This is a genomic window from Microbulbifer maximicatervae (SeqCode), from assembly GCF_052467225.1.
Genome location: NZ_CP174303.1, coordinates 3,739,629 through 3,765,005 on the forward strand (window position 1 = coordinate 3,739,629; position 25,377 = coordinate 3,765,005).

Consider the following 25,377-nt stretch of genomic DNA (forward strand, 5'->3'; position numbering starts at 1 on the left):
GCTAAGCCCTCCAATTATCCGCCGAAGTCATCCAGCAGGATGTTTTCATCTTCTACACCCAAGTCCTTGAGCATATTGATGACTGCCGCGTTCATCATGGGCGGCCCACACATGTAGTACTCACAATCTTCCGGAGCCGGGTGGTCCTTCAGGTAGTTTTCATATACCACGTTGTGGATGAATCCGGTGTAACCGGTCCAGTTGTCTTCCGGCTGAGGATCGGACAGAGCCACATGCCACTGGAAGTTATCGAACTCGGAAGCCAGACCGTTGTAGTCATCTTCGTAGAACATCTCGCGCAGGGAGCGCGCGCCGTACCAGAAGCTGATCTTACGGGTGGAGTTCAGGCGCTTGAGCTGATCAAAGATGTGTGAACGCATTGGCGCCATACCGGCACCACCACCGATAAATACCATCTCGTTGTCAGTTTCCTTGGCGAAGAACTCACCAAAGGGACCGTACACCTTAATCTTGTCACCTGCCTTCAGGCTGAATACGTAGGAAGACATCTGACCCGGCGGAATGCCCTCAGTGCGGGGCGGCGGAGTCGCGATACGGATGTTGAACTTAACAACACCTTTCTCTTCCGGGTAGTTAGCCATGGAGTAAGCGCGAACCACAGGCTCGGTCACTTTGGACTCCAGCTTGAAGAAGCCAAAGTGCTCCCAGTCGCCACGGTACTGCTCTTCGACATCGAAGTCAGCAAACTTGACATGGTGAGCCGGAGCTTCCAGCTGTACGTAACCACCAGCGCGGAAGTCAACGTTTTCACCTTCGGGCAGACGCAGGGTCAGCTCTTTAATAAAGGTGGCCACGTTCGGGTTGGATTCCACAGTGCACTCCCACTGCTTAACACCAAACACCTCTTCCGGCACTTCGATTTCCATGTCTTGCTTAACCGCAACCTGACAGGAAAGACGCTTGCCTTCTTTTGCATCGCGCGGGGTAAAGTGAGCCGCTTCAGTCGGCAGCATATCGCCACCACCGGAATTCACCTTACAGATACACTGCGCACAGCTGCCGCCGCCGCCACAGGCGGAGGCCAGGAACAGGTTGTTGGCAGCCAGAGTTTGCAGCAGCTTGCCGCCGGCCGGTACGGTGAGAGTCTTCTCACCGTTAACCAAGATGTTGACGTTGCCGGTGTTTACCAGGCGCGAGCGGGCCGCAAGGATCACCGCTACCAGCGCCAATACGATGACGGTAAACATCGCTACGCCGAGGATAATTTCAATACTCATTCTATTGTTTTCCCCGCTTAGATATCGATGCCGCCGAAGGACATGAAGCCCAGGGACATCAGACCAACAGTTACGAAGGTGATACCCAAGCCTTTCAAGCCATCCGGAACGTCACTGTACTTCAGCTTTTCACGAATACCTGCCAGAGCGGTAATCGCCAGTGCCCAGCCGAGGCCGGCACCGAAGCCATAGGCAACACTCTCGCCAAACGCGTACTCGCGCTCAACCATGAACAAGGAAGCACCCATGATGGCGCAGTTCACGGTAATCAGCGGCAGGAATACACCCAGCGCGTTGTAGAGAGCCGGTACATATTTATCCAGGAACATCTCCAGGATCTGTACCAGTGCCGCAATTACGCCGATGTAGGACAACAGGCCGAGGAAGCTCAGGTCCACGTCGGGGTAACCGGCCCAGGCCAGTGCACCGTCTTTCAGCAGGTAGGTGTAGATCAGGTTGTTCACCGGTACTGTCAGAGTCAGCACCACGATAACCGCAACACCCAGGCCAATAGCTGCCTCGATCTTCTTCGATACCGCCAGGAAGGTACACATACCGAGGAAGAAGGCCAGCGCCATGTTTTCAACGAAAACGGCGCGGATAATCAAAGAAATATAATGTTCCACGGATTAGGCCTCCTGCGCTTGGGAATTAGGCGCAATCTTGAACTCATCTTCTTCCACCTGTGCCGGTTTCCAGGCACGGATTGCCCAGATGAACAGGCCGATCAGGAAGAATGCACTCGGCGGCAACAGCAGCAGGCCGTTGGGGATATACCAACCGCCGTTGCTCACGGTAGTCAGGATATCTACACCGAACAGTTTGCCGGCGCCGAAGAGTTCACGAACCACCGCGAGACCGATCAGGATCACACTGTATCCCAGACCGTTACCAAGACCGTCGAAGAAGCTGGGCAGCGGCGGGTTCTTCATAGCGAAGGCTTCCGCACGGCCCATTACGATACAGTTGGTAATGATCAGACCAACGAATACAGACAGCTGCTTGGAGATGTCGTAAGCCAGGGCCTTGATCAGCTGGTCTACCAGGATTACCAAAGAGGCAATCACGGTCATCTGTACAATGATACGGATGCTGTTCGGGATCTGTTTGCGGATCAGGGATACCGCAACGTTGGAACAGGCCACAACCGAGGTCAGTGCGATACACATTACCAGGGTAACCTGCAGCGAGCTGGTAACAGCCAGTGCAGAACAGATACCCAGGATCTGCAGCGCGATCGGGTTGTTGTTAAAAATCGGCTCTAGCAGAGTATCTTTAATTTTCATGCTTATGCCTCCCCTGCTTTCAGGTTTTTCAGGAAGGGACCATAACCCTGGTTACCCAACCAGAAGTTCACCAGGTTGCTAACGCCCTTGCTGGTCAGAGTTGCACCAGACAGACCATCTACTTCGTGAATCGCGTCTGGGCTGTTGGGGTTAACCTGACCCTTGATCACGGCGATATCCACGTCGCCCTGGTTGTTGAAGACTTTCTTACCAATCCACTGGGCCTTCCAGTTGGGGTTGTCAACTTCACCACCCAGTCCCGGAGTTTCCTTGTGCTCGTAGAAGCCGAGGCCCGCTACGGTGTCGAGGTTGCTCTCCAGAGCGAGGAAGCCGTAAAGAGTGCCCCACAGGCCATAACCGCGAATCGGCAGAATGATCTTGTCCAGCTTGCCGTCTTTCTCTACCAGGTATACCTCTTTGGTATTTTCCCGGCGGATAATTTTGGCAGTGTCCTCGTCAGCAGGCAGTTTTTCACTGTCAGACGGGATCTTGGCAGCAGCGCGACCACTGCCACCAGCCGGAGCCTGATCGGTAAACTTACCGGTATTCAGGTCGACGTATTTGATTTTTACGTCGGCGAAGGCCTTTTCGACTTCCGCTTTATCAGCGTGAGAGTCTTTCAACAGGCCGCCAGCCATCAGTACGTTGCGCTTCATGTCCAGCTCGGCATTCGCCTGCTGGGCAGGCTTCAGCATTACCGCAGCGGTGGATACCACTACGGAGCACACCAGGCACATTACCAGCGCGACAATCAGAGTACCGGTTACGGAATCTTTATTAGCCACGTGCCAACCTCCGTTTGATATTGGACTGCACCACAAAGTGGTCAAACAGCGGAGCGAACAGGTTGGCGAACAGAATCGCCAGCATCATGCCTTCCGGGAAGGCCGGGTTCACCACACGAATCAGGACAACCATCACCCCGATCAGGATGCCGTACCACCAGCGACCGGTGTTGGTCATCGCAGCGGATACAGGGTCCGTAGTCATAAAGATCAGACCGAAGGCAAAACCGCCCACTACCAGGTGCCAATACCAGGGTACCTGGAACATCGGGTTGGTCTCGGAACCAATCATGTTAAACATGAAAGAGGTGGCCATCATGCCCAGGAGAGTGCCGGCTACGATGCGCCAGCTGGCGATCTTCATGCCCATCAGGATTACGCCGGCAATCAGGATAGCCAGGGTAGAAGTTTCACCAATGGAACCATGGATCTGACCGAAGAAAGCGTCGAACCAGGTTACCTGGCCAACAGCAGCATTGACGATACCGTTCTGGATACCTTCGCTGGCCATAACAGACAGCGCAGTAGCACCGGTATAACCGTCAACCGCAGTCCAAACCGCATCTCCAGACATCGCTGCCGGGTAGGCAAAGAATACGAAGGCACGGCCGGTAAGAGCCGGGTTGAGGAAGTTCTTGCCGGTACCACCGAATACTTCCTTACCGATCACCACACCGAAGCTGATGCCCATAGCCACCATCCACAGAGGCAGATCCGGCGGACAGGTCAAGGCGAACAGGATGGAGGTTACAAAGAAGCCTTCGTTGACTTCGTGACCGCGCACCGCAGCAAACAGGACTTCCCAGATACCGCCCACAATAAAAGTGACCGCATAAATAGGCAGGAAGTACATAGCGCCGTAGACAAAGTTGTCCCACAGGCTAGCTGGGTTGTAGGAAGTCAGAGCGCCGATAATGGCGTGACGCCAGCCGGACAGATCCGGGTTGGTCATACCTTCCAGAATGGTGTTGGACTGGAAACCGATATTCCACATACCGTAGAACGCCGGGATCATGGCACAAGCCCAAACGGTGATCATAATACGCTTCAGGTCGATACCGTCGCGCACGTGAGCAGTGGTTTTGGTCTTGTCTGCCGGCTGGAACAGACCGGTGTCAATCGCTTCAAACAGGGCGTAGAACTTTTCGAACTTACCGCCTTTGTGAAACTTGGGTTCGATCGAATCGAGGAATTTACGCAACATACTTACCCCTCCTTCTCAATACGGGTCAGGTTGTCCCGCAAAATGGGGCCGTACTCGTACTTGCCCGGACACACAAAGGTGCACAACGCCAGATCTTCTTCGTCCAGCTCCAGTGCGCCCAGCTTCTGCGCCATTGCAGTATCGCCAACGATCAGGGAGCGCAGCAACTGAGTGGGCAGTACATCCAGCGGCATGACTTTCTCATAACTACCGACCGGTACCATGGCACGCTCAGAACCGTTGGTGCTGGTGGTGAAGTTGAACAGCTTGTTCTTCACCAGGCGCGACAGATAAATCGGGAATACAGAGAAACGCTTATTACCAGCACGCAGATAGTGCAGGAACGGACGCTCATCGCCCTCTTCCAGTACAGAAATCTGGTTGTGGTAGCGACCCAGGTAAGCCATCGGGCCAGCAGCGGTGCGGCCACCGAATACAGAGCCGGAGATGATGCGATCGTTATCGCCTTTCAGCTCATCAGAAGTCAGGGTTTCCAGACTGGCACCGAGGCGGGTGCGCAGCAGACGCGGCTGCTTGACCTGAGGGCCTGCCAGGGAAACGACACGATCGGTAAACAGCTTACCGGTGGTAAACAGTTTGCCTACAGCGATCACATCCTGGTAATTAATGGTAAATACACTGCGGTTGCCAGAAACTGGCTTCAGGTAGTGGATGTGGGTACCGGACAGGCCTGCCGGATGGGGGCCGGCAAAGGTTTCGCGGCGAATATTCGCTGCGCTCGGTACTGGAATATCCGCATCCGGAGCAGTACAGACGTAAGTGGTTTCTGCCAGCTTGGAAAGAATCTCAACGCCCTGGGAGAAGGCTTTGGGATTCTCAGCAATCACTACTTCTGGATTGGCTGCCAGAGGGTTGGTGTCCATCGCATTGATAAACACAGCTACCGGCTCAGCGTCCAGGGCAGGAACGCGGCTGAACGGGCGGGTGCGCAGTGCGGTCCACATGCCGGACTCAACCAGGTTTTCAACGACCTGTTCGCGAGTCAGACCAGACAGTTTATCTGCGCTGTAGCTTTGGAACTGTTCCGCTGCATCGCCGTCTATGCCAATCACGACGGATTGCAGAACACGACGAGCGCCACGGTTAATCGCAACAACACGACCGGCAGCAGGCGCTGTGTAGCGCACGCCTTCAGTTTTTTTGTCGCTAAACAACAGCTGACCAAGATTGACGCGATCCCCTACAGCCACTGCCATTGTCGGCTTCATCCCGTGATAATCGGGGCCGAGAACAGCAACGGTCTTGATCGCAGGTCCTTTTTGAATGACCTGCTCGGGCGCGCCGGATATGGGTAAGTCCAATCCCCGACGGATCTTTCTCATACGCCTATGCCTAAGTTTCTAGTTTAAAAAAATTGCAATAGGACCCACCGTCCCATGCCTGGGATGACGGGTCCTATTGTGGAATTCCGTGCTGCGAGGGCTTATGCCGTATCACCCGTGAACCGGGAGGAAGGAAGCTGACTAATTGGTTGTGCGCGCTAACTTCTCGGCGCACGGCCGCCCCGCAAAATCGCGCGCATTATAAAGACGGGCCAGAGTCATTACCAGCCTGGAAAGTCGTTAAGTGGCACTAAGATCGGAAATTTCTGTTGAAAAAACAGGGATTTGGGGAGGCATGGCGCGGCGACTGGGACAGTCGCCGGAACCCCGCAGTCGGCTCTGGGTACCGACTGCGGCAAGGAGGCTTGACGCCTTAGTCTTCTTTGGGGAACTGCTTATAACGAACGCCAGCCATATCTTCCAGGCAGCGAACTACCTGACAGCTATAACCAAACTCGTTGTCATACCAGCAGTAGAGCACAGCGTTCTTGCCATCCACGATAGTCGCAGTGGAATCGAATACGCAGGCAACGCGGGAGCCAACAAAATCGCTGGACACCACTTCCGGGGAGTTGGTGAAATCGATCTGCTGACGCAGCGGCGAGTGCAGTGCCACATCGCGCATATATTCGTTCAGCTCTTCCTTGGTGGTCTCTTTACCCAGGTTCAGGTTAAGGATCGCCATGGAAACATTAGGGGTCGGAACGCGAATTGCGTTGCCGGTGAGCTTACCTTTCAACTCGGGCAGCGCTTTGGCAACCGCCTTGGCAGCACCAGTTTCAGTCAGAACCATATTCAGCGCTGCTGCGCGACCGCGACGCTCACCTTTGTGGTAGTTGTCGATCAGGTTCTGGTCGTTGGTGTAGGCGTGTACGGTTTCTACGTGGCCGTGCTCAACGCCGTAGCCATCCATCATCGCTTTCAGGACAGGCACGATGGCGTTAGTGGTACAGGAAGCGGCGGACAGTACCTTGTCTTCCGGCTTGATGTCGCTGCTGTTGATACCGTAAACGATATTCTTGATATCGCCCTTGCCCGGTGCAGTCAGCAGCACCTTGGAAGCGCCTGGGCTCTGCAGGTGCTGGCTCAGACCTTCTTCATCGCGCCATACACCGGTGCTGTCAACGATTATCGCATCGTCGATACCGTGCTGGGTGTAATCCACTTCCTGAGGGGAGTTGGCGTAGATGATCTTGATTTCGTTACCGTTACAGATCAGGGAGTTGGTCTCCTCGTCCACACGGATAGTGCCCTGGAAGGCGCCATGTACGGAGTCGCGGCGCAGCAGAGAAGCGCGCTTCACCAAATCATTGGGGGCCTTGCCCTTGCGCAGTACGATAGCGCGCAGACGCAGAACATCACCACTACCAGCCTTGTCGATCAGCAGGCGGGCAACCAGACGGCCGATACGACCAAAACCGTAGATCACAACATCTTTGGATTCGGGCAGAGGCTTGCCGGCACCCGCTGCGTCGGACAGCTCTTCACGTACAAACTCGTCCACAGACAAGCCGCGATCGTCGCGCATGTACTTATTGGTCATGGTTCCCAGGTCGATATGTACGGGACCCAGCTCCATCTTGCAGATGGCTTCCAATACAGGGAAGGTTTCAAACTCGGAGAGTTCATTTTCCTCAACCTGACGCACGAAACGGTGCGCTTTCATAATGCTCAGAACTGAGCGATTAACCAGGTTGCGGCCGTACATATAAATACCGACGTTGCTCTCACGGTTGAGCTTTCCAATCATCGGGATCATGGATTCAGCCAGTGCTTCACGCTGTTTCCAGTCCTTGAAAAAGTCCGCGGGCTTCGGTCGCTTCTGAGTCACTATCGGACACCTCTGCAATGTATTTAGTAGGCAAGAAATACGGCCTTGAAACCACTCAGGACCGCATGGCTGCGCATTATAGTGTTCGCTTTACACTGCGCAACTGAGCAAAAAAGAGCCAAAAAAATGTAGTAAAACTACCTTTTTGTAGTCCACCCGAGCGACATTGCGCAATCCATAAAAAAGCGTAGTTGTTCCCGACTGGAAACACAGGCAGGGTTAACATTCCCTGCAAGCAAAACTGTTCGCGGCTACAATAGCCGACCTCGAAGACATCTCGAATGAATGCGCGGATATATAAGGAAAGATGACAGAAATACAGCCCCTGACCCCACCGAAGTTTCGCTCCTCCAGTGACCGACAATTTTGGGGACAACTGCATGGCGCAGCTGCCGCGCTCGCCATCCTCAACGCGGCACGCAATAACAAAGCGCCCACCCTGTTAATCACAAAGGACAGTCTCGAAGCGCACCGTTTAGAGGTGCAATTGAAATTTTTTAACAAAGCGCGGCGAGATAAGGGGGAAAACGGGGAGCTGGAAATTTTCCATTTTCCCGACTGGGAAATTCTCCCCTACGACACTTTCTCTCCCCACCAGGACATCATCTCGGATCGCCTTGCCACCCTCTACCAGCTGCCGAAAATGGGGGCCGGGATCGTCATAATCCCAGTCAGCACCCTGATGCACCGGCTACCGCCCTGCAACTATATTGCCGGCAATGCGCTGATACTGGAGGAGGGGCAGCAGTTTGATATCGATATCCAGCGGAGACTACTGGAGCAGGCCGGCTACCACTGCGTAGACACCGTCTACGAACACGGCGAATTCGCTGTGCGTGGCTCACTGATGGATATTTTCCCAATGGGCAGCCCCCTGCCCTACCGCATCGATCTGTTCGACGATGAAATTGAATCCCTGCGCACCTTTGACCCGGAAACCCAACGCACCATCGACAAGGTGAAAACCATTCACCTTTTACCTGCACGGGAATTCCCTTTGCACAAGGCTGCCCTATCAGGATTCCTGCAAAATTGGCACGGTGAATTCGATAGCGATCCCAGCCAAGTGCCAATTTACCAGGATATCAGTGCAGGAATTGCCCCGGCGGGCATTGAGTACTACCTGCCCCTGTTCTTCGATGGCAACTGCTCAAGCCTGTTCGACTATCTGCCCGAGGGCAGCCAGGCATTTTTACAGGGAGATATCCAACAGCCGCTGGACAATTTCTGGCGCGAAGTCAGCAACCGCTATGAAAGTCGTCGCGGCGACCTGACCCGTCCCATATTGCCACCGCGCCAGATTTTACTGGAGATTGATGAGCTTAACGGTGCCCTGAAGTCCATGCCCCGGGCAATCTTCTCTGCGGAGAGTCTTCCGGAAGCCCAGGGCAACTGTAATTTTGACACTTCCGTACCCCCCTCACTGCCAGTAGATGGCAAGTCAGAACAACCCCTGGCTGCACTGGAAAGCTACCTGATGGAATACTCCGGTCGGGTGCTATTTTGTGCTGAAAGTAGCGGGCGTCGCGAAGCGCTGCTGGAGCTATTAAAGGGCATACGGCTCAGCCCTCCCAGCTTCCAAAGTTGGCAGGACTTCCTCGCCGCAAAGGACACTATCGGCATTACCGTAGCCCCCATCGATCAAGGGCTGCTGCTTGAGGACCCGCAAATCAACTTGATCGCGGAACCGCAGTTATTTGGTGAGCGGGTACTGCAGCAACGCCGCCGTAAAAAAGCCAAAGATGAAGCGGACAACGCGGTTAAAAACCTGGCTGAACTGCGCATGGGCACTCCCGTCGTTCACATCGATCACGGCGTTGGTCGTTATCGCGGCCTACAGCACCTGGAGATCGACGGGCAACCGGCAGAGTTCCTGACCCTTGAATATGCCGACGATGCCAAACTCTACGTGCCGGTAGCCAGCCTGCACTTGATCAGCCGCTACTCCGGTGCCGATGAAGCCCTGGCCCCGCTGCACAGAATGGGCAGTGAACAGTGGCAAAAAGCCAAACGCAAAGCCGCCGAGAAAGTCCGCGATGCAGCTGCGGAGCTGCTGGATATCTACGCCCGCCGCGAAGCCCGTATTGGCCATGCCTTCGATAACCCTCAATTGGCCTACCGGGAGTTTTCCGCAGGTTTCCCCTTCGAGGAAACTCCAGATCAACAACAAGCCATCGAGGCAGTTCTGGGGGATATGCTCTCAGATAAGCCGATGGACCGACTGGTTTGCGGCGACGTGGGATTCGGTAAGACAGAAGTGGCCATGCGGGCTGCATTTGTCTCGGCCCACGCAGGTATGCAAGTGGCCATGCTGGTTCCCACCACCCTGTTGGCCCAGCAACACTATCAATCCTTCCAGGATCGCTTTGCCGATTGGCCGATCAATATCGAGGTGATCTCCCGCTTCCGCTCTGGCAAGGAAGTGGACAGCGTGAAAGAGAAGGTTGCCAGTGGCAAGGTGGATATCCTGGTTGGCACCCACAAGCTGTTGCAAAGCGATCTGGACTTTAAAAATCTCGGCCTGCTGATTATCGACGAAGAACACCGCTTTGGCGTCCGGCAGAAGGAGCGCCTCAAGAGCCTGCGCTCCGAGGTGGATATCCTCAACCTTACCGCCACCCCTATTCCCCGCACCCTAAATATGGCCATGGCCGGTATTCGCGATCTATCGGTGATCGCCACCCCACCAGCGCGGCGTCTCTCTGTGAAAACCTTCGTGCGCGAGCGCGATGATGCCTTGGTAAAAGAGGCTATCCTGCGGGAGATCTTACGCGGCGGTCAGGTGTATTTCCTGCACAACGAAGTCAAAAGCATTGAGCGAATCGCGCGGGAGCTACAGGAGATGATTCCCGAGGCCCGTATCGGCATAGGCCATGGCCAGATGCGCGAACGGGAGCTGGAACAGGTGATGAGCGACTTCTATCACAAGCGCTTTAATGTCCTGGTCTGTACCACCATCATCGAAACCGGTATCGACGTCCCCACAGCCAACACGATACTGATCGAGCGCGCAGACAAGTTCGGCCTGGCCCAGCTTCACCAGTTGCGCGGTCGCGTGGGGCGCTCGCACCACCAGGCCTACGCCTATCTACTGACTCCCAACAAGCGCTCCATGACCAATGACGCCGTGAAGCGCCTGGAAGCGATTAGCGAGGCCCAGGATTTAGGTGCAGGCTTTACCCTGGCTACCCACGACCTGGAAATTCGCGGTGCAGGCGAACTGCTAGGTGAGGAACAAAGCGGGCAGATTCAGAGTGTCGGCTTCAACTTGTATATGGAGATGCTCGACAAGGCAGTGAAGGCCATTCGCGAGGGCCGCACACCGAATATTGACGAACCCCTCGAATCCCCTGCGGTGGACGTCAATCTGCGGGTTGCTGCGCTGATTCCCGAGGACTACCTGCCCGATGTCCACGGCCGTCTGATCATGTACAAACGCATTGCCAATGCCACCGACGGGCAGCAACTGAAAGAACTTCAGGTAGAGATGATCGACCGTTTCGGGCTACTGCCGGAATCGGTAAAACACTTGTTCCGCACCACGGAGATCAAGTTAAAGGCCGAGAATATGGGCATCCGCAAACTTGAGGCCTCTGCGGCAAGAGGGCGTATCGAATTTGCGGAGAATACCCGTGTAGATCCGCTCACTTTGGTTAAGATGGTGCAAACCCAGCCGGGACGCTACCAGCTGGCCGGCGCCAACCAACTGAATTTCAGTCTCGATGAGGAGGGTACTGATCGCAAGCTCCAGGAAATTAACGAAGTTCTGGAAAAGCTTGCACAGTGATACCATCCGGCAGGCAGCAGCGGGAGCTGGCGGCAAAACTAATTAGTCTCCTACTCCCGCTTAAACGGCCTGTCGGCAATGACACCCTCGGCACCCAAATAGAATTGTTTAAGTGGTAAACCCATGAAAAGGATAATTAGCCTCTGCTCAACCCTGGCGCTCACGCTGGCAGCAACCAGTGCCCAGGCCGTCAACTACGCTGGCAATACTTTCGAAATAGAAATGATCGTATTCGAGCGCCCCCAGGGGATGGAAAGAACCGCAGAGACCTGGCCGACGGCACCCCGTCTTCAGTATCCATCAAAGTGGATCGACTTTGACACCCTGCGCACCCCAACTCAGCCAACAGAGGATGAGGTGCTATCGCTTGAAGACATCATCTCGAGCCCAGAAACGAGCGGCCCAGCCGATATTGAATCATCGGAGCTTGAGGGCGACGCATCTACTAGTTCGCAGAACTCTGAGCAAGCACAAAGAAACTTGCTGCTAAGACCTGTACCCAGGCTGCTGGACAACAAAGCCGCCGCAATTTCCAGGGCTGGTGACAGGGTCCTGTTTCACAAGGCCTGGCGCCAGGTTATAAATACCAAGAGAAACTCTCCGGCCATTCTGATTGATGGCGGCAGCCAGCTCAGCGGCCACAGCCAGCTTGAGGGATCTATCACCCTGAGTGTCGCTCGCTATTTACATATCAGTACTAATTTGTGGCTCAGCGATTTTTATACGCAACCCGGGGAACACAGTATTCTTCTTCCTCAGCGCCCACAAAATAAAATCGAAAAGCCACTACAAATCCTAACCGGCAATTACAGTGATATTGAAAATTCATATTCACAAAATAACGGGTTTGATATCGAAAATAGTCAGGGCGCAATTAACACAACTGAGCCACTCACACTGGGCGAGCCGGAATTTATAAAAGAAGAGCCATTATATGTAGCCCATGCTGCAAGACTGCAACACGAGAGACGTTTGCGTAGCGGACAACTTCATTATATCGACCACCCTGCATTTGGCATTCTTATTGAAGTGCGCACTGTAGCCAAACCCAAAGAAGACTCGCAAAATATGAATATACTTAATTCCGACCAAGAAAAAGATAACCGCACAGAAAGTTAATTTATTTAAATAATCGACTTTCGCCAATCGCCCCTGCAAATCTTGCAGGGGCGATTATTTTAAATATACCTTTAAAACTCTTCACCTCAAACGAATTAATTTCACCATCACTGCAAGCACACCCCACCCAGCCGATATTTAATCAATTTATCTTTAATCAATTTATCTTTAATCAATTTATCTTTAATCAAAATACTGCCAGCAAACAAGCAAATACCGCCACCCCACAACAACATAAAATTGCAATCAGTGGGCCAATATTCCGGAAGTATTAAAATAATAATTAGCACAGCGGTATTGAGCACAATAAACTCACTCATATACACACAATTACATTGGGGACTTTAGGTGGGGTGGGATATGACCAAATCTACAAAGAGGGACACAAATGCAACTTAAAGAAGAAAAGCCTATATCCACTGCAAAGTAGCAAACAAAAAAGCGGATCATAAAGATCCGCTTTTCAGAGGCGCTGACAGGGCCGGCGTCAATCGAGCCGCAGGACCCTACACGACAACAGTTCTTTCAACGAGTGATCTATAAATCACTCACAGGGAACAACATCTTCCGCCAGCAGTCCTTTGTCACCTTGTTGCATTTCGAACTCTACCGCCTGCCCCTCATTAAGGGTTTTGTAGCCCTCGCCGCGAATGCTGCGATAGTGAACGAAAATATCTTCAGTTCCTTCTCCACAGGTGATGAAGCCATAACCCCGTGCGTTATTAAACCACTTCACTGTACCTGTAACGCGATCACTCATTGAGAAAACCTCATTATTGTTATTGCGCCTACCTCTTTTACCTCACTGCTCAATTCGGCAAGAGGGGCAAACGCCACCCCATTGTTAACAAACTGCTCCATGCAGAATGCTATCTTGCTTAATCCGATGAGCATATACTCAAAGGACGTACCCTGATTCTTAGATAAAACAGCGCCAGTGTCTAGTTTTCTATGTGAAATAAATACTACGTTTTTCCCAATATGCGTAATTAACCGTCAAAATCTTCAATAGTGCTCAATTAGAAACTAATCATTTGTACCTTATTGCACTCCCATTCCTCAACTGTCTAACGCGGCCTCTCGCGTTAATGAAGGTATATCGGCAATATGTAATGTTGAGGTTGGGAATGCACAGGATGCCCCATATCCCTCAATTATTTTAAGAATCGTTAATAGAACATCCTGTTTTACTTCATGATAACGAACCCAATCGGTAGTGCGGGTAAACGTATATATAAAGAAATCCAAAGAAGAGGAAGCAAAACTATTAAAATTAACAATAAGCGTACGATTAGAATCAATTTCCGGATGTTCCTGTAACATATTTTTAACATCCGCCACGATTGCCGCCATATGATGGGCATCTTCATAACGAATACCAATCGTTTCAAAAATCCTACGATTTAACATACGGGAAGGATTTTCTACCGCAATCTGGGTGAAGATGCCATTGGGAACATAGACGGGTCGCATATCAAAAGTGCGGATTCTGGTCAGGCGCCAACCGATATCTTCCACGGTCCCCTCAATCTCCTTATCGGGGGAGCGAATCCAGTCGCCCACCGCAAAGGGCCGATCCAGATAGATCATCAGGCCGCCGAAAAAGTTTGCCAGCAGGTCCTTGGCCGCAAAACCGACAGCCAGTCCGCCAATACCACCAAATGCCAAAACACCGCTGACGCTATAACCCAGGAACTGCATGACCACAATTCCCGCCGTGATCACGATTGAGGCCCTGACCAGTTTGCCGATCGCACGTACCGTAGTGGCATCCATCGGCTTGCCCATATAGCGCGGATCGCACAGATTGTGTTCCACGCTGTGTGAGAATCGCCAGGCAAACCAGGCCATCACCAGGATCAAGCCTATTTCCCGCGTCGGTGCAGCCAGGGAGAATATCTCGGCTCCAGTGGCGTCCCCCGCTCGCTGGGCAGCGACAGTCAAGCCCAGCAGCCATACCAGTACCTGCCCGGGAGGGGAGAGTGCCCCAACCAAAGCATCATCCCAGGGATTAACCGTCTTTTCCGCCTTAATGGCCATGCGCTGCACAAACCGGCCAAATAACCAGGCCAACACCCCAGACGCAAGTACTATGAGGAAAACAGAAACTATCCAGACCCGGTTCTCACCAAGCCAGGACAACAGCACGCTCTCAACGGACTCCACTCGAACCCCTCCGCTTTAACCAACAATCAGTAATATCCGTACAGCGCCTTCTCAATAGACGACAGATTTAAACAACTTATCTCAACGCATTATGGAAGCTAACCACTCCCTGGTTCTGTGCCGCCGCGCACTCTTCTCAAGCTCCTCCCAGGAGCCGATCACCGGCCTGCCACCCATGGCCGACAACCGATGAGTAGACTCCGGTTTGGGCACAAAGGTATCCAGTGCCGCCAGCGCCTCAAAAGCGCCGACACGATTGTTGCATACGATACCCATATCACAACCGGCTTCCAGGGCTGCGCGAATCCTATCGCCATAGCCTCCGGCCGCACCCGCCCCTTCCATAGACAGATCATCACTAAAAATCACTCCATTGAATCCCAGCTGTCGCCGCAATACATCCTGTAGCCAATAGCGGGAGAATCCCACCGGCTGGCTATCAATGTTGATGAAGCGGATATGGGCCGGCATCACCGCAGTAAGTTCCTGGGTTCCAATACAATCGATAAACGGAAGTGCATCGGTTGCCAAGACCTGATCCAACGAGCGCTTATCCTCTGGCAACTCCACATGACTGTCTTCCAGCACGTGGCCATGCCCCGGAAAATGCTTGCCTGTCGTGGCCATTCCCGCTTCGCGCATTCCTTGGATAAAGGGGCGAGCCAGTGCGGTTAACTGGGCGGGGTCGGGGCAAAAACTCCGATCGCCGATCACCCTGCTGTGACTGTCATCCGCATCCAAAACCGGCGCAAAGCTAAAATCCACGCCTACAGCCAGCAACTCTGCGGCCAGCAGCCACCCCACATCCTGCAATTGCTCGTTACTGGCGACAGCACTAAGGGCCTGCATTGAAGGTATTCGCGTAAAGTCATCGCGAAACCGCTGAACCCTGCCACCCTCCTGATCTACCGCTAGCAGGATCTCTGGTCGCACCGCACGGATGGAGTTAACCAATTGGATAAGCTGCTGGCGATCCCGATAGTTTCTCGCAAAAAAGATCAGCCCGCCCACCATCGGATGCCGAAGCAACTCACAGTCTTCCTCGGTGAGTTCAAGCCCCTCGATATCCACCATGACCGGTCCGGGTGGTAAAGACATATTAAGTTCCTTATCGATTTAAGAGTGCGCCCACTAATTATCTACCTTCAACATGGCCGAAGCAGCGGGTACCAATCGCTCAAGAGTCTGGGTCAGGGTACTGTCAGAACCGAAATCCTCCCGCAGGATAGCCTCAATCGCATCGTGGCTCGACAGTGTGAAAATGGTCGCTCCCAGCATAAAGTAGAGGCGCCAATAGAAAGTTTCTGGGTCCAAGCCCGGTAGCGCTTCAGCCAGCAATCCAGCAAAACGACGGTAAGTATCCCCGTATCGAGATACGATAAATCGACGCAAATGCCCCTGGAACTGGGTATAGGCCAATCCTAAAAGACGCATAAATCGCTGTGGATCCTTTCCCTCCAGCCCAAGGCTTCCCAACCCAACTCGATACAGGCATTCGATCAGCTCCTCCACCCCCAGGAGCTGCCCCAGGGCAATACGGCGATCAAGCTCTTCTTCCAGAGCGTTAGTGAAAGGCGTTAAAAAGCGTTCAAATACCGCCTGTATCAATTCTTTCTTGGAGCCGAAATGGTAGTTAACTGCCGCCAGATTAACCCCGGCCGTGCTCGTAATTGTTCTCAATGAGGTTTCAGGAAAACCCCGTTCAGCAAACAGCACTTCCGCTGCATCGAGTATCCGGCTGACCGTATCTATCTGGCTCATAAGTATCAAACCACCATTTAAAACATACGTTTAATCGACGCCAGAGTAGCACATTCTCACTGATCTAGAGCCCGCCAGCTAAGCTCTCCACCCAGCAAGGTGCAAGAGTAAAATAACAGGGAAAAGTATGTCAGGCGGCAAGATCAATACTGCTGGAGTTGATCTCCCGCCAACTTATGCAAGTACGCCACCCCACCAGCCGGCATAGCCTTTTAGTCCGGAGGCAGCTTTAACAAAAATAACTTTGAAAATTTTTTCGGTATTTTAAGATCGCCCGAATAATTATTCTTTCACCTGCATATATTTCATAATCAGGGCCGCAGCCTCCTCCACACTATCAACGATATGAAAAAGGTCTAGATCACTGGCATCGATACAATCGCGCTCTAACACTGTATCTACCAACCAATCGTACAGCCCGCTCCAGTAACGCTTACCTACCAACACAATTGGGAAACGCCGCACTTTCTGCGTTTGCACCAAGGTAAGAGCTTCAAACAGCTCATCCAACGTGCCGTAGCCACCGGGAAGTCCAACGAATCCAAGTGCGTGTTTTACAAACATAAATTTCCGTACAAAAAAGTATCGGAAGTTCAAACTAATGTCCTGATATGGATTTGCCGCCTGTTCAAAAGGCAGCTCTATGTTTAACCCAATTGATGCGCCGGGCTGCCCGAAAGCCCCTCGGTTACAAGCCTCCATCAGCCCCGGCCCACCACCGGTAATCACGGGGATCCCTTCAGCCGCGAGCAACTCTCCCAACTTTACCCCCTGCTGATATTCAGGACTGTCCTCTGTAAATCTCGCCCCTCCAAACACTGTCACTGCACCACCTAACGCTATCAGCCGCTCTATCCCATCTACCAATTCAGACTGAATACGAAGCACTCTCCAGGCTTCCGGCATTTTTGCATCCAACATTATTTTTCCCTCTTTGTCAGTTCCTTCAACGCTTTCTTCTCTCCTTGCTTTCTCCATCAATGTAGCAGCTCACAAAGACTAAAACCTGAGGATTGCGCGAACAATAAATCTGTATATAATTCCAGCAACTGTATATAAATACAGAAAACTAGGTAAATCTATGACCAATCTCACCGCTCGTCAGTCTCAGGTTCTCGACCTGATCAAGTCCTACCTGGATGAAACAGGCTACCCGCCAACGCGGGCAGAAATTGCCCAGGAGCTCGGCTTCCGCTCACCCAATGCCGCCGAGGAACACCTGAAAGCGCTCGCCAGAAAAGGCGCCATTGAGATGGTTGCCGGCGCTTCCCGAGGCATTCGAATTCCGGATCACCAATCCGGCTTGCCGATTGTGGGTAGAGTAGCTGCGGGGAATCCCATACTCGCCAGCGAACATATTGAAGATTATTGCGACTTGCCCGCGAGCTTCTTCCATCCCCCCGCAGATTATTTGTTGAGGGTGCATGGTATGAGTATGCGAGATGCGGGCATTCTCGATGGAGACTTGCTGGCAGTGCAAAAGACCGAGCAGGTGCGCAATGGCCAAATCGTGGTTGCCCGTATCGATGATGAAGTCACTGTGAAGCGCTTTCGCCGCAAGGGAAATCAGGCAACCGTTCAGTTGCTACCTGAAAATGATGACTTTGAGTTAATTCAAGTCGATATGAGAGATAAGAACTTTGTGATTGAGGGATTAGCCGTAGGGGTTATTCGCCAAACGCCTTAAGCCCCTAAAAACGACAACAGCGGCCATTGGCCGCTGTTGATAAGACTCGAACTAACGCTGATGTTAGTGAATAGTATGATTTACCGGCATTAAATCATCTTCTTCCTCGAAGTAACCAGCCTCAAGATCGTCTAGATTTTGTACGGCTTCAATGCCCGCTTCCAACATAGCCCTTGCCACAGCAACCTTGTTCTTGCGCAGAAACTGAAGGCTTTCTGCAGAAAAAGAAATGCTTACCAAAGGGTCCTCTTTATGGCCAGCACGACGCAAAGCTACATCGCCATTAGCCAGCTCGATTATTTCAAAAGTTTCGGAGGACATTCGCTTTTCCTTCACGGCACAACAGTTTGCGCCCAGTGTACCACAGGCTTGCGATAAGTTTCATTCATCCAATTTGAGGGCTTCTGGCTCCTGACTTTCGAGGCAGTCTATTACCAGCACGCGGTATCAAAGGATTATCTAAACCACTGAAGAGATCACAAGAGAAGAGTGAATTGCTTTGCACATTGCACCGGTTGGGGATTATGTCGAGTGGGCCACAACTGCTCTATTGTGACTCACTCAAAGGACAGCGGACTTTCCCGCAGAGGTGCACCTAATATCAACAACCTTCAAAATTCGCAGGAATATTACGAATCTATTCAGAAGTTCACCGAGGTCGAGTAAGCGTATTAGTTAACACTCATCCAAGTGAGCGCGCTGCCTCACCACCAATTCATTCAGCGAGCTATGCCACTGAAGCAATAACTCTTTGGACAAAGGTGCAAACTCGGGCTTGGCAACTTCGTTGTGTAGCGGGATTAAATTAACCTGTTGCTGTTTTTCATCAGCACCCACAGATATTTTCTGCTGCTCTTCCCAGGCGTAAAGCATATGGGATAACCAACTCTGCGGGTCGCCGACCAGGCCGGATAGCTCATTGGCCTCCGCACTAGCCCTACCCTGAACGCCCAGCGCATCAATGATCAACTGCGGAGACTCCGGTTCAAATCCCAGCTGAAGCTGGGCGGCCTGCTCTGCCAGAAAGGCCCGATAGGCCTTGCACAACTGCATCAACGCTGCCTCTTCCAGCGCATCGCGCTGGAGAGGCAAGTCCCACGGCTGTTGCAGCAACAGCTGGCTCTTGCGTAGAGCCGAAGTGACATGAATCGTGTAAGAGTTACTCATTACCTACTTCTTTGCCGCTGTCTTTTTAGCTGCCGGTTTCTTGCGCTTGGCAGCAGTGCTCTTGGTGGAGGCCTCTACTTTCCAACCACCATCGCGATAAAAAGCACGCCAACCGGTCGCCTTGCCCTCTTCCTCAGATTGAATATATTGCTCCTGGGTTTTGCGGCTAAATCGAACTACGGTATCCCGCCCACTGTCATCTTGAGTCGGTGCAGAGAATAGGAAGCTGTATTTTGGATCGATCTCACTCTGGTGAGGCAGCAGCTCTTTAACCAGGGGCGCACGGGTCTCACGGTTTTTCGGGAACTGGCTGGCAGCCAGGAATAGACCCGAGGCACCATCGCGTAGGATATAGTGATCCTCCACTTTGATACAGGCCAATTCCGGCATGGGAACCGGATCCATTTTCGGTGGCGCCGGCTGCCCATTTTTCAGCAGCTTGCGGGTGTTTTTACAGTCTTCATTGGTACAGCCGAAGTACTTGCCAAAGCGACCAGACTTCAACTGCATATCACTGCCACACTTATCGCACTCAATAATGGGGCCGTCATAGCCTTTAATTTTAAAAGTGCCCTGCTCAATCTCGTAGCCATTGCAATCCGGGTTATTGCCACAGATATGCAATTTACGCTGCTCATCTAACAGGTAGCTATCCATAGCCGTGCCGCACTTGCCGCAGCGGCGCTTCTCCCGCAGCAACCTGGATTCAGCTTCCTCGTCCTTATCCGCATCGACCGCCTCATCACCAGAAACCAGGTTCATGGTATTGGTACAACGCTCTTTTGGCGGCAGTGCGTATCCAGAGCACCCCAGGAATACACCGGTGGAGCCAGTGCGGATCTGCATATGGCGGCCACATTTGGTGCACTCGATATCGGTGTCTGTCGGCGTATTGCGACGCATACCTTCATCGGCAGACTGGGCTTTTTCCAGGCGCCCGGAAAAGTCCTGATAAAACTCATCGAGCAGTTGCTTCCAACCCTTATCGCCGTCGGCAACCGCATCCAGGGATTCCTCCAGGTTTGCGGTAAATCCGTAGTCCATCAGGTTCTTGAAGCTTTCGCTGAGACGGTCGGTAACAATATCCCCCATTTTCTCAGCATAAAAACGACGGTTTTCCAAGCGGACATAACCGCGATCCTGGATCGTGGAAATAATGGAAGCATAGGTGGAGGGGCGGCCGATACCGCGCTTCTCCAGCTCCTTAACCAGGGCCGCTTCACTAAACCGCGCAGGCGGCTTAGTAAAGTGCTGCTTGGGATCCAGCTGTTGCAGGGATAGCTTTTCGCCGACCTTCACATCAGGAAGCACCAGATCTTCATCTTTTTTGCCGCTCGGTGGCGCAACTTTCAGGAAACCATCGAAACGAATTACTCGACCCCGCGCACGCAACTCAAAGTCACCAGCGCTGACCACGATTGAAGAGGAAGTAAATTGGGCGGGCGTCATCTGACAGGCCACGAACTGCTGCCAAATCAGGTTGTATAACCTCTCCGCATCCCGCTCAACCCCGGACAACATATTTGGGGCGATACGAACATCGGACGGGCGAATCGCTTCGTGCGCCTCTTGAGCGCCCTCTTTACTGCTGTAGCTATTGGGGCTTTCTGGAAGATACTTATCGCCGTAATTCTCGGCAATATAATCCCGTGCAGATTCCACAGCTTCTTTACTGAGGTTGGTGGAATCTGTACGCATGTAGGTGATATGACCGGCTTCATACAAGCGCTGGGCCAGGGTCATGGTCTTCTTCACACTGAAGCCGAGGCGGTTACTGGCCGCCTGCTGCAAAGTGGAAGTAATAAATGGTGCGCTGGGCTTGGAGCTGGTTGGCTTATCGTCACGGGCGGAAACAACAAACTCACTGGACTGAAGCTGCTTGGCAGCACTCATTGCCAGCTCTTCGTTGGTAGGACGGAAAGCCTCACCAGCCTGCTTTTTCACCTCGAGGCGCAGCTTGGAAGCCTTTGCCGTCGCCGTATCGGCAAACAAGGTCCAGTACTCTTCCGGGATAAACGCGCGAATCTCCCGCTCCCGCTCAACTACGAGGCGGACCGCAACAGATTGCACACGACCCGCAGACAGGCCCCTGGCCACTTTTTCCCACAGTAGAGGGGACACCATATAGCCAACGATTCGATCGAGGAAACGGCGCGCTTGCTGGGCGTTTACCCGATTAATATTCAGACGGCCGGGATCTTTAAAGGCCTCCTGAATCGCAGACTTGGTAATTTCATTAAACACTACCCGGCGGTAGCGATCGTTATCGCCACCAATTGCTTCACGCAAATGCCAGGCAATTGCCTCTCCCTCGCGATCCAAGTCCGTTGCGAGATAGATATGATCGGCGCCTTCGGCGAGTTTTTGTAACTCACTCACCACTTTCTCTTTACCCGGCAGTATCTCGTAGTGGGCTTGCCACTCGTGATCCGGGTCGATCCCCATACGCTTAATCAGCTGATCGCGGTTTTTCTTCCGCTTATAAGCCTCTTTCGCCTCGGGGGAAAGCTTGCGTGTTTCCGCTGCACGACGGGCGCGCTCCTTTGCGTCAACCGGCTGTTTATTGCCCCCACCTGTGGGCAAATCGCGAATATGGCCGACACTGGACTTCACAACAAAGTCCTTGCCGAGATATTTATTGATGGTTTTCGCTTTGGCCGGTGATTCGACGATGACCAGTGATTTACCCATAAGCCTTTGATTTCAAATGAAAATTTACTGCTATTGCAAGTCTTTCAAGCCCTCTTATCGGGCTTGTGCTGCGCGAATATATAAGCCTCACTTCAAGCGCGGTCAAGCAAAGCTGACAATTTTCCACTCACAGTCACCAAAATTGGCACTGGGCAGTCCGCCTAAATGCGACTCAGTAGACGCTCTTTTACACCGCTATTACGGCAATCAAGACAGCCCCTCAGTCGCCGCGCGCGAACTCACTTTTCGAATAGCTTCTTCTATTAAGGGGGTGTACTCATCGAGCGACGCCATTAGTTTCTGGAAGGCTTGTTTGCCTCCTGACTCCGGCCACTGAATACCGAGACCCACTGGTGTTGCAGTAATCGCACAGGCGTCCCGAGGGATTTTTTCCAGTAGCTCGCGCAAATATTTCCATGCCCCTTGCGGAGCTGGCTGGCCATCAGCCCAATCCCAAACACCGGAAAAATTCAGCTCGTGCTCAATCCGTTGTTTATCCAAAACCCACCCCACACTCAGGCCTTTACGGTTCTGCCAGCGGTGATAATAGACAGCTGCAGTCCCATCACCCAACGCCGAAGGCAGCGCTTGGATTTGTACGGTAATGCCAGCCTGGGCCGCCCGGCTACGCAAATCTGCAAGACGGCTGTCACGGGCATTGGGCTTTAGCCACATCACCGGCCCCAGCACCAAAGCGATGGCAAATCCGACGATAATCACCGGCAACCAATCAGACATAACCACTCCTCATCAGTGGAAAAAAGTGACTATTGTGCGGTGTTCCGCGTGATCTATGTCAATCGGTTTTTTTTGCGGTAGACTCAAAATAGGTGTCACAAGGGTGTTTTTCACAGTCAATAAAAGGGATAGGAGCAGGTAAATTATGGCGAAATACCGACACATCCTCGTGGGCTTGGACCTGTCAAAAGAGTCTTCCCAGGTACTTGATAGGGCCGCTGATATGGCTGAAGCATTTGGTGCAGAGTTAAGCTTACTTCACGCCATTGAGCCCCTGACTTTTGCCTATGGCGGCGACATCCCAATGGACCTCTCCGAGGTACAGGACCAACTACAATCCCAGGCCAAGGAGCAATTGCAAAAAGCCGCCGATCGGCTGGATATCCCCGCAGATCGCCAGCACGTAATACTCGGCCAGCCATCTACTGAGATTCATCGCTTAGCCAAAGATATCGAAGCCGACTTAATCATTATTGGCAGCCACGGTCGTCACGGCTTAGCGCTATTACTCGGCTCCACCGCTAACGGCGTTCTCCATGGCGCCAAATGCGACGTTCTGGCGATTCGGGTACATATGGAAGACGAATAATCCTTCAAAATTGGGGAGGGGGAAGCAGCAAGAATTGCAGCTTCCCCTTCAACTTAGTCGTCTCCCCCCTCCAGCTCTGACCAGCGTTCAAATGCCTCTTCGAGCTGGGCCTGCCTTTCCGTCAGGGTGTTCAGCTTAGCCTGCACCAACGCCTGCTCCTGCTGATAAAAACTGGGGTCGGCAACCTCTTGCTCAATAGCCCCTATCTCTTCTTCCAAAGACTCAATTAAGGCGGGCAGGCTATCCAGCTCTCTTTGAAGCTTATAGCTCAGTTTCTTTTTCTTCGCTGGAGCCGCCTCCTGGGACTGGGGCTTTTCCTTTGGTTTACTAGCAGCTGGCTTAACTTCTTTCAGCTCAGCGACAAAGCTGCCACCTTGGCGCACAAAATCCCCATAACCACCCACGTATTCACGGATGCGGCCATCCCCCTCAAATGCGAGGCATGAGCCCACCACATTATCCAGGAAAGCACGGTCATGGCTCACGAGCAGAACCGTTCCGCCAAAGTCCAGGAGTAACTGTTCAAGCAGCTCCAGGGTTTCTACATCCAGGTCATTGGTGGGCTCGTCGAGCACCAAAATATTGGCGGGCTGGCTAAACAATTTTGCCAGCAAGGCGCGATTTCGCTCTCCACCACTCAAAGCGCTGACTTTAGTACGGGCTTTAACACCACTAAAAAGAAAATCAGCCAAATAAGACATTACGTGGCGGCTTTTACCACCAATAGTCACTGAGTCGCGCCCTTCTGCGACATTATCTAGCACAGTCAAATCGGGATTCAGCTGATCCCGGCGCTGATCGAAATAGGCCACTTGCTGCTTGGTACCCAGGCGCACACTCCCCCCCTGGGACTTTAGCTCTCCCAGCAGCAATTTGATCAGGGTACTTTTGCCGACACCATTGGGGCCTATTAGGCCAACGCGGTCTCCACGCATCAGCGTGAATGATAAATCCCTAATCAACGGTTGCTCATCGGGGTAAGCAAAAGTGACGCCCTTCAACTCAGCGACCAATTTGCCGGACATCTCACCGCTATCCAGGGCCATCTTGGCTATACCCTGCTGGGACCGGCGCGCCTCCCTTTGGCGACGCAGTGCTTGAAGCGCTCTTACCCGCCCCTCATTACGGGTTCGGCGCGCTTTAATTCCCTGCCGAATCCAGGTTTCTTCCTGCGCCAATTTTTTGTCAAACAAGGCCTCGTTTTTTGCCTCCTCTTCGAGAAGCTTCTCTTTTTCTTCCTGGTAACGATCAAACTTGCAGCGAAAAGTCCGCAAGTGTCCACGATCCAAATCCCATACGCTGGTGGCCAAACGTTGTGCCAATGCACGATCATGGCTCACAAACAAAAGAGCGCCACGATAGCTGGCAAGGAAATTCTCAAGCCATTCAACTGCAGCAATATCCAGGTGGTTGGTTGGCTCATCCAGTATCAGCAGATCAGGCTCCACCACCAAAGCGCGAGCCAGAGCAGCACGGCGCTGCCAGCCACCGGAAAGGTCGGCAACCTTTTCGTCTGCATCAAGCCCCAAACGATCTAATACACTGTCCACTTTCGGCAGCAGCTCCCAACCGTGAGCCGCTTCGATTTTGGCTTGTAGCTCTGCTGTGGGGGAGTCCCTGTACGCCGACAAAACAGCGCCTATTTCGCCCAACCCCATAGCCACATATCCGTATACAGAGTCGGCGCAATCGGCAGGTAACTCCTGCTCCAAAACCGCTTGAACCATACCGCTGGCACGAACAATCTCGCCGCTGTCCGCGTCAACTTGCCCCGCGATCAAGCGCAACAGGCTGGATTTCCCCTCCCCATTACGCCCCACAAGGCATATACGATCTCCACGCTCAACTTTTGCGCTGACATTGTCTGCCAGTACCTGGGTCCCGTAACGAAGACTGACCCCATCCAATAGAAGCAACATAAATAGGCACTACAATTATCAAACCCGAACCTCAATCCCGCTGATGAAAGAAGCGAAGTCGGCTCT

Annotated in this window: 22 protein-coding genes; 4 read left to right on the top strand and 18 right to left on the bottom strand. The window is 52.7% G+C overall.

The genetic code is table 11. From position 1 onward, the window contains the following. Positions 1 to 14: 14 nt before the first annotated feature. From nqrF to ACJJIZ_RS16195, 7 genes are all read right to left on the bottom strand, one after another. Positions 15 to 1,238: an NADH:ubiquinone reductase (Na(+)-transporting) subunit F gene (nqrF, locus tag ACJJIZ_RS16165; RefSeq protein ID WP_108733652.1), complete on the bottom strand. Its 1,224-nt coding sequence runs from the start codon at positions 1,236 to 1,238 to the stop codon at positions 15 to 17. A gap of 17 nt (positions 1,239 to 1,255) precedes the next feature. Beyond that, positions 1,256 to 1,864 (bottom strand): NADH:ubiquinone reductase (Na(+)-transporting) subunit E, encoded by a 609-nt coding sequence (gene nqrE / locus ACJJIZ_RS16170; RefSeq protein WP_020413086.1) that lies wholly within the window; start codon positions 1,862 to 1,864, stop codon positions 1,256 to 1,258. Between the two features lie 3 nt (positions 1,865 to 1,867). After that, entirely contained in the window at positions 1,868 to 2,524 is a 657-nt protein-coding gene (locus ACJJIZ_RS16175) for an NADH:ubiquinone reductase (Na(+)-transporting) subunit D (RefSeq protein ID WP_282932331.1), read from the bottom strand. Positions 2,525 to 2,526: 2 nt separating this feature from the next. Beyond that, on the bottom strand, positions 2,527 to 3,309 hold the full coding sequence (locus ACJJIZ_RS16180; RefSeq protein WP_282932330.1) for a Na(+)-translocating NADH-quinone reductase subunit C: 783 nt from the start codon (positions 3,307 to 3,309) through the stop codon (positions 2,527 to 2,529). Further along, positions 3,302 to 4,513 carry an NADH:ubiquinone reductase (Na(+)-transporting) subunit B gene (locus ACJJIZ_RS16185; RefSeq protein ID WP_108733655.1) on the bottom strand — a complete coding sequence of 404 codons (1,212 nt, stop codon included), beginning with the start codon at positions 4,511 to 4,513 and terminating at the stop codon, positions 3,302 to 3,304. The genes ACJJIZ_RS16180 and ACJJIZ_RS16185 overlap by 8 nt, the downstream gene beginning before the upstream one ends. 2 nt (positions 4,514 to 4,515) lie before the next feature. Further along, the gene (locus ACJJIZ_RS16190) at positions 4,516 to 5,856 is read right to left on the bottom strand and encodes a Na(+)-translocating NADH-quinone reductase subunit A (RefSeq protein ID WP_413662429.1); all 1,341 of its coding nucleotides are present in this window, start codon (positions 5,854 to 5,856) and stop codon (positions 4,516 to 4,518) included. A gap of 373 nt (positions 5,857 to 6,229) precedes the next feature. Beyond that, positions 6,230 to 7,690: a glyceraldehyde-3-phosphate dehydrogenase gene (locus ACJJIZ_RS16195; protein ID WP_444916215.1), complete on the bottom strand. Its 1,461-nt coding sequence runs from the start codon at positions 7,688 to 7,690 to the stop codon at positions 6,230 to 6,232. A 304-nt stretch (positions 7,691 to 7,994) separates the two neighbouring features. Here ACJJIZ_RS16195 and mfd point away from each other — a divergent pair, with 304 nt between their 5' ends. Further along, positions 7,995 to 11,474 carry a transcription-repair coupling factor gene (gene mfd / locus ACJJIZ_RS16200; RefSeq protein ID WP_444914116.1) on the top strand — a complete coding sequence of 1,160 codons (3,480 nt, stop codon included), beginning with the start codon at positions 7,995 to 7,997 and terminating at the stop codon, positions 11,472 to 11,474. A gap of 123 nt (positions 11,475 to 11,597) precedes the next feature. Beyond that, a complete protein-coding gene (locus ACJJIZ_RS16205; RefSeq protein ID WP_444914117.1) occupies positions 11,598 to 12,593 on the top strand; it encodes a CsiV family protein in 996 nt (331 codons plus the stop codon). Between the two features lie 107 nt (positions 12,594 to 12,700). On the opposite strand, the gene ACJJIZ_RS16210 is transcribed toward ACJJIZ_RS16205, so the two are convergent. The 6 genes from ACJJIZ_RS16210 to ACJJIZ_RS16235 form a co-directional block, all read right to left on the bottom strand. After that, positions 12,701 to 12,913, bottom strand: coding sequence for a hypothetical protein (locus ACJJIZ_RS16210; protein ID WP_444914118.1), 213 nt, complete (start codon positions 12,911 to 12,913; stop codon positions 12,701 to 12,703). A gap of 224 nt (positions 12,914 to 13,137) precedes the next feature. Further along, the gene (locus ACJJIZ_RS16215) at positions 13,138 to 13,353 is read right to left on the bottom strand and encodes a cold-shock protein (protein WP_020413094.1); all 216 of its coding nucleotides are present in this window, start codon (positions 13,351 to 13,353) and stop codon (positions 13,138 to 13,140) included. A gap of 299 nt (positions 13,354 to 13,652) precedes the next feature. Beyond that, a complete protein-coding gene (locus tag ACJJIZ_RS16220) occupies positions 13,653 to 14,759 on the bottom strand; it encodes a mechanosensitive ion channel family protein (RefSeq protein ID WP_413662432.1) in 1,107 nt (368 codons plus the stop codon). Between the two features lie 81 nt (positions 14,760 to 14,840). Then, positions 14,841 to 15,857 carry a beta-N-acetylhexosaminidase gene (gene nagZ, locus ACJJIZ_RS16225; protein WP_444914119.1) on the bottom strand — a complete coding sequence of 339 codons (1,017 nt, stop codon included), beginning with the start codon at positions 15,855 to 15,857 and terminating at the stop codon, positions 14,841 to 14,843. A gap of 33 nt (positions 15,858 to 15,890) precedes the next feature. Beyond that, a complete protein-coding gene (locus ACJJIZ_RS16230; protein ID WP_444914120.1) occupies positions 15,891 to 16,520 on the bottom strand; it encodes a TetR/AcrR family transcriptional regulator in 630 nt (209 codons plus the stop codon). Positions 16,521 to 16,802: 282 nt separating this feature from the next. Continuing rightward, entirely contained in the window at positions 16,803 to 17,441 is a 639-nt protein-coding gene (locus ACJJIZ_RS16235) for an LOG family protein (RefSeq protein WP_282932322.1), read from the bottom strand. A gap of 160 nt (positions 17,442 to 17,601) precedes the next feature. Here ACJJIZ_RS16235 and lexA point away from each other — a divergent pair, with 160 nt between their 5' ends. Beyond that, on the top strand, positions 17,602 to 18,207 hold the full coding sequence (gene lexA, locus ACJJIZ_RS16240; RefSeq protein ID WP_444893501.1) for a transcriptional repressor LexA: 606 nt from the start codon (positions 17,602 to 17,604) through the stop codon (positions 18,205 to 18,207). A 63-nt stretch (positions 18,208 to 18,270) separates the two neighbouring features. Here the strand turns inward: lexA and ACJJIZ_RS16245 are convergent, their stop codons facing one another. The 4 genes from ACJJIZ_RS16245 to ACJJIZ_RS16260 form a co-directional block, all read right to left on the bottom strand. Beyond that, positions 18,271 to 18,528 carry a hypothetical protein gene (locus ACJJIZ_RS16245; protein ID WP_282932320.1) on the bottom strand — a complete coding sequence of 86 codons (258 nt, stop codon included), beginning with the start codon at positions 18,526 to 18,528 and terminating at the stop codon, positions 18,271 to 18,273. 354 nt (positions 18,529 to 18,882) lie between these two features. Further along, positions 18,883 to 19,374, bottom strand: coding sequence for a DUF6586 family protein (locus ACJJIZ_RS16250; protein WP_444914121.1), 492 nt, complete (start codon positions 19,372 to 19,374; stop codon positions 18,883 to 18,885). A gap of 3 nt (positions 19,375 to 19,377) precedes the next feature. After that, on the bottom strand, positions 19,378 to 22,065 hold the full coding sequence (gene topA, locus ACJJIZ_RS16255) for a type I DNA topoisomerase (protein ID WP_444914122.1): 2,688 nt from the start codon (positions 22,063 to 22,065) through the stop codon (positions 19,378 to 19,380). 207 nt (positions 22,066 to 22,272) lie between these two features. Then, positions 22,273 to 22,803, bottom strand: a complete 531-nt coding sequence (locus ACJJIZ_RS16260; RefSeq protein ID WP_444914123.1) for a hypothetical protein — start codon at positions 22,801 to 22,803, stop codon at positions 22,273 to 22,275. A 145-nt stretch (positions 22,804 to 22,948) separates the two neighbouring features. Between ACJJIZ_RS16260 and ACJJIZ_RS16265 the strand changes: the two genes are divergently transcribed. Continuing rightward, complete coding sequence (locus tag ACJJIZ_RS16265) at positions 22,949 to 23,392, top strand: universal stress protein (protein WP_282932316.1); 444 nt, start codon at positions 22,949 to 22,951, stop codon at positions 23,390 to 23,392. 53 nt (positions 23,393 to 23,445) lie between these two features. Here ACJJIZ_RS16265 and ACJJIZ_RS16270 read toward each other — a convergent pair whose 3' ends face one another. After that, positions 23,446 to 25,311, bottom strand: coding sequence for an ATP-binding cassette domain-containing protein (locus tag ACJJIZ_RS16270; RefSeq protein ID WP_444914124.1), 1,866 nt, complete (start codon positions 25,309 to 25,311; stop codon positions 23,446 to 23,448). Positions 25,312 to 25,377: the final 66 nt, after the last annotated feature.

Excerpts from the sequence above, each read along its gene's own strand:
- ACJJIZ_RS16215 (WP_020413094.1), bottom strand. The coding sequence starts at position 13,353 with ATGAGTGATCGCGTTACAGGTACAGTGAAGTGGTTTAATAACGCACGG.
- nagZ (WP_444914119.1), bottom strand. The coding sequence starts at position 15,857 with ATGTCTTTACCACCCGGACCGGTCATGGTGGATATCGAGGGGCTTGAA.
- ACJJIZ_RS16205 (WP_444914117.1), top strand. The coding sequence starts at position 11,598 with ATGAAAAGGATAATTAGCCTCTGCTCAACCCTGGCGCTCACGCTGGCA.
- ACJJIZ_RS16265 (WP_282932316.1), top strand. The coding sequence starts at position 22,949 with ATGGCGAAATACCGACACATCCTCGTGGGCTTGGACCTGTCAAAAGAG.
- ACJJIZ_RS16235 (WP_282932322.1), bottom strand. The coding sequence starts at position 17,441 with ATGTTGGATGCAAAAATGCCGGAAGCCTGGAGAGTGCTTCGTATTCAG.
- ACJJIZ_RS16245 (WP_282932320.1), bottom strand. The coding sequence starts at position 18,528 with ATGTCCTCCGAAACTTTTGAAATAATCGAGCTGGCTAATGGCGATGTA.
- ACJJIZ_RS16185 (WP_108733655.1), bottom strand. The coding sequence starts at position 4,513 with ATGTTGCGTAAATTCCTCGATTCGATCGAACCCAAGTTTCACAAAGGC.
- mfd (WP_444914116.1), top strand. The coding sequence starts at position 7,995 with ATGACAGAAATACAGCCCCTGACCCCACCGAAGTTTCGCTCCTCCAGT.
- ACJJIZ_RS16260 (WP_444914123.1), bottom strand. The coding sequence starts at position 22,803 with ATGTCTGATTGGTTGCCGGTGATTATCGTCGGATTTGCCATCGCTTTG.
- ACJJIZ_RS16175 (WP_282932331.1), bottom strand. The coding sequence starts at position 2,524 with ATGAAAATTAAAGATACTCTGCTAGAGCCGATTTTTAACAACAACCCG.
- ACJJIZ_RS16190 (WP_413662429.1), bottom strand. The coding sequence starts at position 5,856 with ATGAGAAAGATCCGTCGGGGATTGGACTTACCCATATCCGGCGCGCCC.
- lexA (WP_444893501.1), top strand. The coding sequence starts at position 17,602 with ATGACCAATCTCACCGCTCGTCAGTCTCAGGTTCTCGACCTGATCAAG.
- ACJJIZ_RS16250 (WP_444914121.1), bottom strand. The coding sequence starts at position 19,374 with ATGAGTAACTCTTACACGATTCATGTCACTTCGGCTCTACGCAAGAGC.
- nqrF (WP_108733652.1), bottom strand. The coding sequence starts at position 1,238 with ATGAGTATTGAAATTATCCTCGGCGTAGCGATGTTTACCGTCATCGTA.
- ACJJIZ_RS16270 (WP_444914124.1), bottom strand. The coding sequence starts at position 25,311 with ATGTTGCTTCTATTGGATGGGGTCAGTCTTCGTTACGGGACCCAGGTA.
- ACJJIZ_RS16230 (WP_444914120.1), bottom strand. The coding sequence starts at position 16,520 with ATGAGCCAGATAGATACGGTCAGCCGGATACTCGATGCAGCGGAAGTG.
- ACJJIZ_RS16210 (WP_444914118.1), bottom strand. The coding sequence starts at position 12,913 with ATGAGTGAGTTTATTGTGCTCAATACCGCTGTGCTAATTATTATTTTA.
- topA (WP_444914122.1), bottom strand. The coding sequence starts at position 22,065 with ATGGGTAAATCACTGGTCATCGTCGAATCACCGGCCAAAGCGAAAACC.